This window comes from Algoriphagus sp. PAP.12, assembly GCF_026652115.1.
Taxonomy (GTDB): domain Bacteria; phylum Bacteroidota; class Bacteroidia; order Cytophagales; family Cyclobacteriaceae; genus Algoriphagus.
The window spans coordinates 1-13808 of sequence record NZ_JAPPSQ010000038.1 but is presented as its reverse complement, the minus strand read 5'-3'; the positions used below and the strand labels follow the sequence as shown (position 1 = coordinate 13808).

Below are 13808 nucleotides of genomic sequence, written 5' to 3'. Positions count from 1 at the left end.
AAAGGGGCTTTTCTTTATTTCTTTTTTGCAAAAATCATTAAAGCAATTCCTGCAGCTGCGACTATTCCGCCTGCATATTGAGGCCAATCTAGGGTTCGCTCTTTATCCGCACTCACCTGAATAGGACCCGCGTCGATCACTTTTTCTTTGGTTGTAAAGCTGATGCTATTACTAAAAAGCATCAATACCCCGGCAATAACTAAAATTACTCCTAAGATTCTCATATGGATTTGGGATAAAATGGGTTTATTTGTTATTTGAAATATAGGTAAACTAAAATTAAAATTTTATCACTTATTGAAATTACATTTTGTGATAATTTCCTTTCTTTAGTTTCGACCTTACACTGAAATAACTGTAAAAACCAAGTACCAAGAAGACTGCAGAAAGAACAAAAGCAAGGTAACCGAAGTCTCTGATATGATTCAAATGCTCAACCTCAAAAAGTGCAGTCCCACTGACTAAAAAGTAAAGAGATGTGCGTATATATGTCAAAAGAGTACGTTGATTTGCCAAAGTTGTCCGTTGTCTAGCTAAAAAATCCCGGATAATCAGTTCATTTTCAAAGTCCTTTTCCATATTTGCATTAATTATTTTAAGTTAAATTACTCAATAACGGTTTATGAAAAGATTATTTACACTTTTCTTTTTAGCCTTGATGGCTACACAAGTGATGGCCCAAGAGGCAGAAAAAGACACCACCTATTGGTTAAAAGAAATTGGTGGAGGTTTGAATTTCAATCAAGGTTCTTTTAGTAGTAACTGGAAGGGTGGGGGTGTCAATTCGATTGCAATTGGTACATACCTTAATGGGAGAGCAAATTATAAGAAAGATAAATGGTCTTGGGACAATACAATGGATTTCATCTACGGGATTGTGAAAAACCAAGGTGAGGATGGCCGAAAGGCAAATGACCGTATTTTCTTGGACTCAAAGGTGGGTTATGCAATTGGTCCCAAGTGGAATATGTTCTTTTCTGCAAACTTCCTTTCACAATTTGCTGCAGGTTATGAATTCAATGATGATGGAACAAGAACTTTGATTTCCAAGTTTGCGAATCCTGCTTATTTGACTACTGCACTGGGTTTTGAATACAAACCCAATGATGAGTTTAGCTTAAGATTATCTCCTTTATCCCCAAGATTCACTTTTGTGACTGATAAAGATTTGTATCTGAATGTTCCAGAAAACTATGGAGTACCTATTGGCCAGACTGTAAGAAAAGAATGGGCGGCTTTTAGTTTGCTTGCCGACTGGAATAAAAAACTTTCAGAAAATGTCTCACTTTTAGTAAGATATCAGATGTACGCTAATTATGAGACGTTGGCTTTCGATACGATTGATCATCGCTTAGATGTTGGCTTGAATGCGAAAGTTTCCAATTTGATCAATGTGAGCTTAACCACACTGACTATTTACGATATTGACCAAGACGATAAAATCCAATTTAGCCAGGGGCTAGCTTTGGGAATTGCTTTCCAGCGCAGTACGTTTCCTAAAGAATAAATAAAAAAGACAAATTTTTATTTTGTATTTTGTTTTGTTAATAATTGTATTATTTTTGAATTCATTGTGGTAGTTAAATAATAGTTGGTTTAGTTTTCAAATAAAGGGCAGGAGATTTTCTCCTGCTTTTTTATTTTATTCTTGAAATATTACAATTTTTTGTTTTTTGACTTCACTCAATTCAATCCCTATTCAATTTCAGTTTTCTAAAAGGCTTAAGAAGTTTCCTGATTGATAAGAATTCTGAACATTTTATTCCTTTACTATTCCGAATTTGAAATAAGTGATGCAGAATCTTCTTTTTCAATTTGACCTAGTTGAAATTGTTCTCCACTTATCACCATTTTTTAAGTTTCAATGAATTCTTGATTACTCGAAAAGAATTTATCAGTATTATCTTTTTCAAACCACCGCCCATACAAATGAATACTAGAAGAGACTTTCTGAAGAAAGGAGTTCTGGCCGCTGCGGCTTCCTCTACTTTTGCAATACCGGGTATTTCCATGGAAACCCCAAAAGAAAAAGATGTCTGGAAAGAATTGCCTTTGATAGAGGATGATGATTTTCTTTGGGATTGGGTGAGAAATGAATTTTCCGTGTCATCGGCAATCGCCAACCTCAATAATGGAAGTGTCAGTCCGCAACCGAAGGTGGTCCAGGAGATCTTCGAGCATTACACTCGGGAATTCAATACGATTCCCTCCATGTATATGTGGAGCAAAGGGGATATTTCAAATGCAGTGAGAGAGCAATTGGCAGAATTGGCCGGTTGTAGCCCAGAAGAAATCGCAGTCAATCGAAATACCACTGAAGCGATTAATACGGTCATTTGGGGGATGAATTATCAAAAAGGAGATGAAATCATTCTTTGTGAACAGGATTATACTTCAGTGATGAATACTTGGCAGGAGGTGGAGGCTAGGTATGGTGTGACTTTGAAATGGCTTTCTTTTGATTTGCCGGTGGAGGAGGATGAGGTGATTGTAAAAGCTTATAAAAATGCAGTCACAGATAAAACCAAGGTGGTGACGATCACCCATGTCAATAATATCAATGGTAACATTCTGCCTGTCAGGAAAATCTCAGATGCTGTCAAATCAGTAAATCCCCATGTAAAGGTTTTGGTGGATGGTGCTCATTCCTTTGGACATATTGATTTTAAAATTCCAGAATTGGGCTGTGATTTTTATGGTACCAGTTTGCATAAATGGTTGTGTGCACCCTTTGGGACTGGGATGTTGTATGTGAAAAGATCAGAGATTCAGAACTTGTGGCCACTGTTTACGCATGATGATCCACAAAGTGATAAAATCTCTAAATTTTCCACTTTCGGAACCCGAAATTTACCAGCTGAATTATCCATTGCCAGAGCTATCCAGTTTCACAATGTGATCGGAATTCAAAGAAAAGAGGAACGGTTAAGATTTTTGAAGAACTATTGGGTGGAGCAGGTAATCGATATCCCTAATGTAGAAATCAAGACTTCCATGAAACCTGAATTTGCTTGCGCTCTGGCTTCCTTTTCTTTAAAGAATATGCCCGATGGTGAAGTTGCACAAAAGCTCCTTAAAGAGTATCATATCCATGTGACTCAGAAAGGGGACAAGACAGGGAAGTTTCATGGGATGCGGGTCACTCCCCATGTGTATACGAGTACTCAGGAGTTGGACAGATTTGTGATGGGAATAATCAATTTAGCTAAGAGCTAATAATTAGCTTTTCGTTTGATTCTGAATAGAAAATAAATAGCTCTCGATAATTCGAGGATTAACTATTTCTGTAAAATTTATAAGAATTACGTTATATCAATTTCAGTTTTGTAAGAATAGAATCTATTTCCTCAAACCTGGATTTTTCATTTGGTGCTGAGTTTTATTTTTAAGACCTTGGGTTTCCAACCGAACAATTTTTGCAGGAACACGAAATTATAGCAGGGCTAAGGGCCAGAAATAGAGCAACTACCGAATACCTCTACGAAAAGTATTCGAGAGCCCTGTTTGCTGTTATTTCGAGAATTATCTCAGATCAGACGATCGCCGAGGAAGTATTTCACGACGCTTTTATTAAAATTACACGGAAAATAGATTTATACGATGAGTCTAAAGGGCGCTTGTATACCTGGATGGCAAATATTTGTCGGAATAAAGCCATAGATAAACTCCGGTCCAAAGAAATTTCTCAAACCACTAAGACCAATACGATAGATGACTTCGTATTTGGTTTGGAGAGTCAATCAGAGACCAAAGATCATGTGGACGGAATAGGGGTCAGAGAGTTGATGGATCAACTCAATACGGACCAAAAATTTATCATCGAGTATATTTACTTCCAGGGATATACTCACTCGGAAATTTCCGAGGAGTTTGACATTCCTTTAGGAACAGTCAAATCAAGAGTAAGGGCAGCATTGCAAGTATTAAAAAAGAATTCAAGTAGAATCTAGCGTGGACATCCAACAATATATCGAATCAGGCAAACTGGAGCTTTTCCTACTGGGAGAGTTGACCGAGCGTGAGCGCGAGGAGGTGATCGCTATGGCCCAAGCGTACCCTCAGATTCAGGCGGAATTGGATGCGCTGGAGGAGGGGATGTTTGCATTTGATACATTAACCGGGAAGCAACCTTCTTCACAGGTGAAGGATAAGTTATTTGCTGCTTTGGAGGAAGACTTCCAAGAGCAAAGTCCTGAATCGACAGCATCTGAAAAAACAGCACCAGTCAAAGAAACCAAAGTGGTTCAAGTATCCACTTGGAGACCCTTTGCCATTGCAGCCTCTTTGGTGGCAATAATGGCCTCAAGCGCTGCAATTTATTATGCACAGAAATTCTACGAGACTGATGAAAAATTCACTGCGTTGGTTTTAGACCAGCAGGTGATGGCTGATAATTTGAACAAGGCCAATTTGGAATTTGAAGAAACCGAATCCAGATTAGATCGAATTGTTGCAGGAGATTTCTTGCGCGTAGAAATGAAGGGAGAGGCACTTCCGATGCAAAAAGATGCGAAAGTGGATGTCTTCTGGGATCAAAATGCACAAGAGGTTTTTGTTGCTGTCAACAATTTGAATTCCCTTTCTGATGAGTTTGACTACCAGTTATGGGCTATCGGAGAAGATGGTCCAATCGGCATCGGATTGGTCAATCCAGGTGAGAAATTTACTTTACAGCAGATGAATGCAGTAGCAGCTGCAGGAGCATTTGCCATTACCATAGAGCCTAAGGGTGGCTCTGAATCTCCGACACTCGAGAAACTAGTCGTTCTAGGAGAGGTCGCTTAAATTTCATCTTTTTTCGTGTTTTAATGACGACGCTTTGGGACAATTCCCCATTTTGTCAGATTTTTTATTGCCTATTTTTTCTGAATCCAAGCATCCAATCAACTTCTTATGAACCAGTTTTTTAACGGGTGATATGTGTGGATTTTAAGGGAGAAGGACCAATTTTTTTATTCTTTTTTAAAAAATATCTGAGGGTAGGCAATCCAATTGTCGATCCGACCTCGTAATTCTTTTCAAATCACGTGAATTGCCAAAATTTTTTCCATGGAAACCAAAAAGAGTTTTAACCTTAAAAACAATCCAAAATGAAAAAGGAACTTTTCAAACCAGAAGGTTTGATTCAACATACAGACAGGAGGGCTTTTCTCAAAATGGGGACCTTATCTGTAGCAGGGGCAGGACTTCTGCTGATGGGCTGTAAGGATGACGAAGACGTAATGCCTCCTGTTTCTGGTGGTGTGAGTTTAGGATCCGGAGATGTGGGAATCTTGAATTATGCCTATGCTTTGGAGCAGCTGGAAGCTGCATTTTATGCCCAGGTGATGATGGGAAGCTATTTTGCGAATGCTTCTGCTGAAGAAAAAACCATTATGGGTGATTTGGAAAAGCATGAACGTGCTCACCGTGAGTTTTTCAAAGCGGCTTTAGGAGCCAATGCAATTGCTGATTTGGAAGTGGATTTCAGCTCGATTGATTTTAGCAGCAGAAATTCCGTACTAGGAGCGGCAAAAACATTTGAAGATCTGGGAGTTGCCGCATACAATGGTGCAGGACAGTTTCTGGAAAGTGGCGATCTGTTGTTGATTGCTGGTAAGATTGTTTCGGTTGAAGCCAGACATGCTGCAGCGATCCGAGATTTGATCAATCCCAACTCGGCTGATTTTGCAGGTGATGATATCATTGATGCCAATGGCTTGGAGCGGACATTGAATTTCCAAGAGGTCTTGACTGCTGCTAGTACTTATGTCAAGACTGAAATTGACTTCAGCCAACTTCCAGGTTAATCTCCAACTCTAAACAGAAAATTATGAACTTGTTAAAACTATTGGACAGTATGTGTCCTGATACCACAAATGCCGAGGAAAAAGACCGTTTCTATAGCAGGAGAGAAGCTTTTCGACAATTTGGAGACATGAGTAAGAAGATGGCTCTAGCTGCTGTACCGGTTTCTTTACTCAGTGCTTTACCTAATGTAGCCAAAGCAGATACCGACTCTTTGATAGGTGTGCTGAATTATGCCCTGACATTGGAGCATTTGGAATACAACTATTACCAAATGGGATTGGATTCCGGTGTGATTGATACCGCCGAGCGTCCCATTTTTCAAAAAATTAGAGATCATGAATTGGCCCATGTCAATTTCCTTACTGAAGTGATTTCCAATGTTCTGATGGGAACACCTGTGGCAGAACCTTCTTTTGATTTTACTGCAGGTGGAAATTTCATGCCTTTCGATGATTACCCAACTTTCCTTGCCTTAGCTCAGGCTTTTGAGGACACAGGGGTTCGGGCTTACAAAGGTCAGGCTGGCAATGTGATGGAAAGTGATGTGGTCTTGACAGCTGCTTTATCCATTCACTCTGTGGAGGCCAGACATGCTTCCATGGTCAGAAGACTACGGACTAAAAAGGGTCAGGACATGACCAAAGGCTGGATCACCGGCAATGATTACGGAACCTTGCCTGCGGCTGCAGCGGGTATTTATGCAGGAGAGGAAAATGTGAGTCATGCCGGAGTGAACGTTGTGAATTTAACCGGAATCGATCAGGATGCAGTTTCTGAAGGTTGGGATGAACCGCTAACCATGGAACAAACTCTGGGGATTGCCAGCTTGTTTTTGAGTTCTTAATGTGATTTTTCAGGTAAACTGGGTTATACCATCTTAGAAAGGAGATGGGTTTTGCAAAAGCCTGTAAGGATTCCCTTACAGGTTTTTTTCTTGTCTTATAGCGTCCATCCAAGGGAGTTAATCTTGTTTTGAGCTGTGATTTTCTCTCAGGGACTGCATAAACTGCAGAGGGGATTTACCATATTTCTTTTTGAAAATCTTAGAGAAATTGGAGCTGCTCTGCATGCCGATTCTTTCAACAACTTTGTTCAAGGCAATATCTTCATGAGTCATGATTTCAATGGCTTTTTTCAATCGGATGGTTCTGACAAAATCTGCTACAGACTGATCAGTGATGCTTTTGATCTTTTGATATAGTTTGGTCCGACTCGTGTGCATGTGTTTGCAAAGGAAATCAACATCCAAGGCTGTGTTTTCAATATTTTCCTCAATCAGGTTCAGCAGTTTTTCGATGAAGAGTTTATCTTTTTCAGAATGAACCAGTTGGGTGGCCTCTGCATAATCTTCATTTCTGAACTTCAGCTTCAATTTTTCAATTTGATCAAATATGTTTTGAACCGTGAGGGAAAGAAGGTTGACACTCAGGGGTTTGGAGAAATAGTAGTCTGCACCGGACTCCATTCCTTCGATCTTGGCAGCGATTGCATCTTTGGCTGATAAAATAATGAAAGGGATGTGGCTAGTTTCGAAACTTTCTTTCAAGGCTTTACAAAGTTCAATCCCATTGATTCCAGGCATCATGACATCACTGATGATCAAATCTGGAACTTTCTCTTTGGCCAATTCTAATGCTATTTCTCCATTTTCTGCCTGATAAACAGTATAAGATTGATCGAATGTTTGTTTCAGAAATGTTCGAAGCTCCTCATTGTCTTCCACAATCAACATACTTCTATCGCCTGGAGTAGCTTCTTCTGTTTCCTGTTGAATTCTTTCGGTATAAAACATCTCCTCATAGTTGTCAACAGCTTCCAGTCGGACCTCCTGAACGTTTTTATTATTGGCCTTTTCTAAAGCCGCATAATCCTCGGGACCACAAGGAATTCCAATGATAATCTCTGTCCCTTTTTGTCTTTCACTGTGGACATAAATATCTCCTTTGTGAACCTGAGTCAAACTTTTAACCAGAGCAAGTCCAATTCCAGAACCCAGATGGTCTGAGCTAACTCTGTAAAAGCGATCAAAAATGTGGGTGATTGTTTCTTTTGAGATTCCTATTCCTGAGTCAAACACCCTAAAATAGAGGTAATTTTTAGCACGATAGGATTCATTGACTAGATTAAATCCTGAGGAAAATGCCGGGGTGTAATTTTCAAAATCATCAAATATTTCGAACAATACCTTTCCTTCCTTTCCAGTGTATTTGAATGAGTTATTCAACAGGTTCAACAGGATTTTTTCAATAATCGGAAGGTCAAAATATCCCTGTTGAGAATGTTTTGCATTATTAATGAATTGAAAATCAATCTCCTTTCTATTGGCGATAGGAATGAATTCTTTCGAAAGATCCTTACAGAAATTTTCAATATCCAATTTCTCTACCTGCAATTTGATCATGTTTTCAGAGACCTTTCTGAAATTCATCAGTTCACTGATGAGGTTGAAAAGCCTTTTGGAGTTTCGAAGCATCACTTGGTAAGAGTAATCGATGGCCTTGTTGCGGTTTTGTTTCATCAAATTTTCCAATGGACCAATGATCAGCGTAAGTGGAGTACGGAATTCATGGGAGATATTGGTGAAAAAGGTCAGTTGCTGTTGATAGAGTTCTTCCCGGCGGGAAAATAATTCCTCCTTTTTCTTTTCATTGATGGCCCTGATTTCCATCTCTCTTTTTAGCCTATGCCACCTTGCCTGATAGAGATATATACCAACTACAATAGAGATGATAATCAACAAATAGATAAAATTGGCAAGTTTGGAATTCCACCAAGGAGGAGTAATTACAATTTCCAATTGGGTCGAATCATCACTCCAAATTCCATCATGATTGCTGGCTTGGACGATTAAATTGTAGGTGCCATAATCCAAATTATTGTAGGAGGCTGTAGGTCTTCTTCCATCGGTCATGTTCCATCCTTGATCAAATCCAACGAGACGATATCTGTATTGCGACTTCAATGGGTTTGCAAAATGCATGGATGAAAATGAGATGACAAAATTATTCTGTAGGTAATTGAGCGTCAGATTTTTGTCATATCCAATCGCATATTTGATCGTGTTCTGTAAGGAATCTTCACTTGAAAAGGATGGCCTTTTATTGTTGATTAAGATATCTGTCAGAACAGGTTTTGCCTGAATTGTATTGATTTTGATTTGTTCAGGATAAAAGTAATTCAGTCCATTGGTACCACCGAAGTATAATTTGCCATGGGCACCTTTATGGGAAACTGCAACTTTGAAGCTATTTCCTTGTAGCCCATCGTCCTTGTTGAATCTGATTACTTCTGAGGTACTAGGGTTTATTCTTTCCAGACCATTTCCTCCAAGCCAAACATTTCCATTATCATCAATTTCAACACTTTCAACATCGTTGAAATCACCGCTTTGATCCTTGAAATTCCGGAACGAAAATTTATTGGTTTTGGGGTTGAGCTGAAATTGATTGAGCCCACCCCCAATAGTTCCGACCCAATAGGTACTGTCATTTTGTTGGCTTATGGCGGTTACATAATCAGAGTTCAATGCGCCTTTGGCATTGGAAGCCGTGTAATTGAAGGTTTTGGTGATGTTTCCTTTTTCATCAATTAAAACCCGTTTCAATCCGTGCCGGCCAGAAACAAGAAGCTGGGGTTTTTTGAGGTCTGGAGAGATAAAATAACCTTCTTCATAATTCTTGATTTGGAATTTTCCAGATTCATCTTGCCAGATAGAACCGAAATTTTCAAAGTTGCCAAACCAGATATTTCCATAAAAATCCCTTGCCAGAGTATAGATTCTATAATCAGGGAATTGATCAAAACCTGCTGGCTTTAGAAGCTCACTTTTATCTGATTTCAAAATTTCAATTCCTTTGGCACTGCCTATCCAAAGGTTTTTATCTTCATCCAAAGCCAGGGAAGAAATTTCGTCGGTCTTTAATTTTATAGGTGAGCTGCTTGTGTTGAAATAGCTAAACTGTCCGGTCTTTAAGTTATATAAATTCAGACCATTTGCATTGGTGCCTATCCATAGGTCGTCTCCATTTTCCAGAATCGCTTTGATGTTATTCCCGTTTAATGAGTTCTCCAGACCAGGAATATCTCGCATGGTATAAAACTGCTTCTGATTCAAGTCACAGTAATTGAGTCCTCCATTGGATGTGCCCACCCAAAGGCAATCCGAGCGGTCAATAAAAGAGCTCATTGCCACATTGGTATTGAGACTTTGTGGAGTGCTTTGAGTGTCAATTTTCTGGATGAAGTTTAGCTGAGAATCAAGGCGTATCATACCATTTCGTGAATTGATCCACAAATCGCCGTTGGTCGCCACAGAAAACACTTGAATAGATTCAGCTTCTTCAAGGGTTACCTTTTTTTCAACAACATACTCAGATGACTCTTCATGGGAAGTGGTTTTAGTGGTGAGAAAAAGAGTTTTACCGGAAGAGAGAATCATTCGGTTTTCTTTGTCAAAAAACACTTTATGCAGGACTGTTTCAGCTAAGCCGGTGACTTTTATTGGGTTAATCTGATTTCCATTTTCTAATCTCCAAAGCCCTTGATTGCCGGCAAAATGCAAGACACCATTGCGATCGGGTTGGATATCATAAAATTGGATCCCATCTGGAAGGGAGACAGGTTGTTCTTCTATTTGATTTCCAGAGATCTTATAAATCTTGAAAGTGAATCCGAGTCGTCCATAGATCAAATCACCTTTTGGTTTATAGATATTACTTAGGATAGGGCTGGATTGACTTCCCAAAAGCGAATAATCGATGAATGTCTCGGTCTTGGGGTCAAACCGGTGAAGCCCGCCTTCTGTGGATAGCCATAAATCCCCTTTTTCATCAGGGTAAATATTCATGATCCGATTCCTAAAGGCATTTTGGATCGGATCGTTTGAATTGTAAAATTTTCGGATAGTATACCCATCAAATCTATCCAATCCAAAGTTGGTAGCGATCCAAATGAAACCCATGTCATCCTGGGTAATGTCATTGACATCGGTATGGGACAATCCCTCATCCATGGTCAGGTAATTGAACTTGAAAGGGAAAGCTTGTCCAAATGCAGCTTGGGTCAATAGGACATAGACAGCAAAGACAAACGTAAGCTTAAGGCCTTTTTTCAATATTCTAGCGGAAAGAAATAGATCGAAGGAATGGATGATTCTCACAAGAATGCTTCTGGGTGTATTATTAATTTCTATCAAGAAAGATAGCAATTGCACGATTGTACAAAAAATATGAATGTATTGAAAAGCTGAACCCTGGGTCTATTTGGTCAAAATGGCCATTTCCCTGTTGAAATGTACAAACGGAATAAAAATATGAACATATGCACAGCCAGACAGGACGGTAAAACCCTGTACTTGTGCATAGATAGATTATGAGGTGCCTTGGTTAATTCTGAGCAACTTAAAGGTGAGGATCTAAAAATGGATCCTCACTTTACCAAAAAAGCTGAGAATTCTACAAGTCGCATTCAAAGGATATCGGTGGATTTTAAGCCTTTTGAAGATCTGAATTCAGATTCATCTTTTCCGTTTAAAAGGAGGGCGCATGAGGATTTCAATAGTTGAAAGATGGAATTCAAAAGCCAAAGTTCGAACCAATAAACCAACAAAATGCTAAAGATTAATTCAATTATTTTCCTTTCTGTACTCGTTGTTTTTTCATTCTGGAGCGAGCACAATTCTGAAAAAGTAGAAGAAGTTTTGACTCGAACTTCTGAGCAAGTCGAATCAAACGAGAATTTAAAAGATAAGGCCTATTGGGAGAATCTGGCAGATCAGATGAGCCGGTCTTTGATCAAGCATTATTGGGGAGCCAATTTCGAAGGCTATGAGGATCGCTATTATTTTAACTATGGCAGTGATATGTCCAATATGACAACCAATCACTATTGGCCCCAGGCCCATGCGATGGATGTCCTTGTGGATTCCTATCAAAGATCCGGAGACCAGTTTTACCTTGATTTCTACCCACTTTGGTGGCAGGGAGCTCCCAAGTACAATTTCTCAGGTAGACCAGAAGATGCCTGGTGGAATGTATTTGTGGATGATATGGAGTGGATTACCCTTGCCCAAATCAGAATGTATCAATCTACGAGCAACGAAAAATATATTCAAAAGGCCATTCAGATGTATAATGATTGGATTTGGCCAGCTTGGGGACCGGAGGATGAAGCGCCTTGGTATGGAGGGATCACTTGGAAGACTGATGTGGAGAAAACAAAAAATGCCTGTTCCAACGGTCCTGCAGCCCTTGTCGCTGCCAGAATATATCAGATGTATGATCGACTAGAAAGTCCCGGATCAAAGCCAAAAGAAGCTTATTTGCAAGAAGCAGTGAAGATTTTCTCTTGGCTGAAAAGCAATCTATATGATGCTGAAAGCGGAAAAGTCTTTGACAATATGAATAGAGCTGGGAAAATAAGCCCTTCCATCTATACCTACAATCAAGGCACATTCCTAGGAGCTGCGCATGATCTGTATCGGATTACTGGTGACAAGCAATACCTCAAAGATGCAGTAAAAGCTTCCAATTATGTGATTGACCATATGTCAAACAACCATGGGGTGCTTTCCAATTCTACTTCAGGAGATGGTGGACTATTCAATGGTATTTTCTTCCGGTACTTCGTCCAGCTGGTCAATGATCCGGGTTTGGATCCCCAAACTCACAAAAAATTCCACGATTACATGACCAATGCTGCTAAGGTCATGGTTGAAAATGGCCTGAACAAAAATACGATGCTATTTGGGGGAGACTGGTGGAATGCTCCTGGAGATAATGAGCCTGTAGCTTTGACTCCGATGCTTTCGGGATGCATGCTAGCCGAGGCGATGTGTGTATTGAAACCATTACCTAATTAACAAGACCCAAACCTCCATCTATTCAAGGCTATCCTTTTGATTCTTGAGGCTCCATTAATCCCGTGTTTGCAATCAACTCAAGGAGACTTTTGGATAGTCTTATTTAGATAACCTTAAACCCAAACCTATTCAATTTACTATGAGTGCTAAATTCTTTAAAATCCCATTTGAGCCATTAAAATCCTTCAATTTTAGAGTTGAAAATCCTCAGGAATCAAACGAGTCTCTTCATTTTCATCCTGAGTTAGAACTTCGATATATTGTATCGGGAAAAGGGATTCAATTCATCGGTGAGGAGGTGAGTTGCTTTGCAGAAGGAGACCTGTTTTTATTGGGAGAAAATCTTCCACATGCCTGGCGTTTTGACTTGGGAGACTCCCCAAAAGAGAAGAGCGGCAAAATAGAATCACAGGTCATTGAATTTTCAACACAATTCAGTAGTCAGCTTTCTAAATTTCCTGAAGCCCATACACTCAAAGCATTATTTGAAAAGGCAAAGCAGGGTTTAATTATCCAGGGAGATTCAAAAGGTAAACTCATTGAATTATTTCAAAAATTCGAGTCAAAGAGTAGTCCGAAAAACTTAGCTCAATTACTTGAATTGGCGAGTGTATTATCAGAAATCAGCGATTATTCCATTATTTCTCCTGGATACGTGGATGGTGAGATGGCTCAACTTCCCGAGTTATATAGGTTTGAGAAGGTGTTTTTATACATCAAGGAAAACTATAAAGACGAAATCAAATTGGATGAAGTAGCGGCTCTTGCCAATCTAAGTCCGACCTCTTTTTGCCGATATTTTAAATCCATCACGAATCAGACTTTAATCGAGTATGTAACCCAGATTCGGATCTCCAAAGCTTGCATGAAGTTGCTTGAGAAAAATGATTCGATTTTAGCGGTTTCCTATGAGTGTGGCTTTAATACACTTTCTAATTTTAATCGACAGTTCCGAAAGATTACAGGCATGACCCCAAATGATTACAAGAAATCGTATTTCAACTTTACTAAAAGCAATCAGTCTTTGGGGTATTCTAATTGAGTAAAGGTGTCTAAAATGGATATTTTACACTATAAAATAAAATGGATTAATATGTTAATTTTATAGCTGTTATAGTTTTATTATTTCTTATAAATCACCTATTTAAAGGTGATTTAT

The 13808-nt window shown here is 39.2% G+C and carries 11 protein-coding genes; 8 read left to right on the top strand and 3 right to left on the bottom strand.

Translation table 11 applies throughout. From position 1 onward, the window contains the following. Window positions 1–14: 14 nt before the first annotated feature. The gene (locus tag O0V13_RS21035) at window positions 15–224 is read right to left on the bottom strand and encodes a hypothetical protein (RefSeq protein WP_268036990.1); all 210 of its coding nucleotides are present in this window, start codon (window positions 222–224) and stop codon (window positions 15–17) included. Window positions 225–303: 79 nt separating this feature from the next. Then, window positions 304–579 (bottom strand): DUF202 domain-containing protein, encoded by a 276-nt coding sequence (locus O0V13_RS21030; protein WP_073569821.1) that lies wholly within the window; start codon window positions 577–579, stop codon window positions 304–306. Between the two features lie 43 nt (window positions 580–622). Between O0V13_RS21030 and O0V13_RS21025 the strand changes: the two genes are divergently transcribed. The 6 genes from O0V13_RS21025 to O0V13_RS21000 all read left to right on the top strand — a co-directional run bounded on the left by O0V13_RS21025 (window position 623) and on the right by O0V13_RS21000 (window position 6634). After that, window positions 623–1507, top strand: coding sequence for a DUF3078 domain-containing protein (locus O0V13_RS21025; protein ID WP_268036989.1), 885 nt, complete (start codon window positions 623–625; stop codon window positions 1505–1507). Window positions 1508–1929: 422 nt separating this feature from the next. Beyond that, the gene (locus O0V13_RS21020) at window positions 1930–3216 is read left to right on the top strand and encodes an aminotransferase class V-fold PLP-dependent enzyme (RefSeq protein WP_268036988.1); all 1287 of its coding nucleotides are present in this window, start codon (window positions 1930–1932) and stop codon (window positions 3214–3216) included. 200 nt (window positions 3217–3416) lie between these two features. Continuing rightward, window positions 3417–3950 carry an RNA polymerase sigma factor gene (locus O0V13_RS21015; protein WP_268036987.1) on the top strand — a complete coding sequence of 178 codons (534 nt, stop codon included), beginning with the start codon at window positions 3417–3419 and terminating at the stop codon, window positions 3948–3950. A gap of 1 nt (window position 3951) precedes the next feature. After that, on the top strand, window positions 3952–4785 hold the full coding sequence (locus tag O0V13_RS21010; RefSeq protein WP_268036986.1) for an anti-sigma factor: 834 nt from the start codon (window positions 3952–3954) through the stop codon (window positions 4783–4785). Window positions 4786–5090: 305 nt separating this feature from the next. Beyond that, window positions 5091–5789: a ferritin-like domain-containing protein gene (locus O0V13_RS21005; RefSeq protein WP_268036985.1), complete on the top strand. Its 699-nt coding sequence runs from the start codon at window positions 5091–5093 to the stop codon at window positions 5787–5789. 23 nt (window positions 5790–5812) lie between these two features. Next, the gene (locus O0V13_RS21000) at window positions 5813–6634 is read left to right on the top strand and encodes a ferritin-like domain-containing protein (RefSeq protein WP_268036984.1); all 822 of its coding nucleotides are present in this window, start codon (window positions 5813–5815) and stop codon (window positions 6632–6634) included. 117 nt (window positions 6635–6751) lie between these two features. Here O0V13_RS21000 and O0V13_RS20995 read toward each other — a convergent pair whose 3' ends face one another. Next, entirely contained in the window at window positions 6752–10948 is a 4197-nt protein-coding gene (locus O0V13_RS20995) for a hybrid sensor histidine kinase/response regulator transcription factor (protein WP_268036983.1), read from the bottom strand. A 450-nt stretch (window positions 10949–11398) separates the two neighbouring features. Here O0V13_RS20995 and O0V13_RS20990 point away from each other — a divergent pair, with 450 nt between their 5' ends. Continuing rightward, window positions 11399–12649: a glycoside hydrolase family 76 protein gene (locus O0V13_RS20990; RefSeq protein ID WP_268036982.1), complete on the top strand. Its 1251-nt coding sequence runs from the start codon at window positions 11399–11401 to the stop codon at window positions 12647–12649. A gap of 139 nt (window positions 12650–12788) precedes the next feature. Then, window positions 12789–13691 carry an AraC family transcriptional regulator gene (locus O0V13_RS20985; protein ID WP_268036981.1) on the top strand — a complete coding sequence of 301 codons (903 nt, stop codon included), beginning with the start codon at window positions 12789–12791 and terminating at the stop codon, window positions 13689–13691. The last annotated feature ends 117 nt before the right edge of the window (window positions 13692–13808 follow it).

Excerpts from the sequence above, each read along its gene's own strand:
- O0V13_RS21035 (WP_268036990.1), bottom strand. The coding sequence starts at position 224 with ATGAGAATCTTAGGAGTAATTTTAGTTATTGCCGGGGTATTGATGCTT.
- O0V13_RS21030 (WP_073569821.1), bottom strand. The coding sequence starts at position 579 with ATGGAAAAGGACTTTGAAAATGAACTGATTATCCGGGATTTTTTAGCT.
- O0V13_RS21025 (WP_268036989.1), top strand. The coding sequence starts at position 623 with ATGAAAAGATTATTTACACTTTTCTTTTTAGCCTTGATGGCTACACAA.
- O0V13_RS21020 (WP_268036988.1), top strand. The coding sequence starts at position 1,930 with ATGAATACTAGAAGAGACTTTCTGAAGAAAGGAGTTCTGGCCGCTGCG.
- O0V13_RS21005 (WP_268036985.1), top strand. The coding sequence starts at position 5,091 with ATGAAAAAGGAACTTTTCAAACCAGAAGGTTTGATTCAACATACAGAC.
- O0V13_RS21000 (WP_268036984.1), top strand. The coding sequence starts at position 5,813 with ATGAACTTGTTAAAACTATTGGACAGTATGTGTCCTGATACCACAAAT.
- O0V13_RS20990 (WP_268036982.1), top strand. The coding sequence starts at position 11,399 with ATGCTAAAGATTAATTCAATTATTTTCCTTTCTGTACTCGTTGTTTTT.
- O0V13_RS20985 (WP_268036981.1), top strand. The coding sequence starts at position 12,789 with ATGAGTGCTAAATTCTTTAAAATCCCATTTGAGCCATTAAAATCCTTC.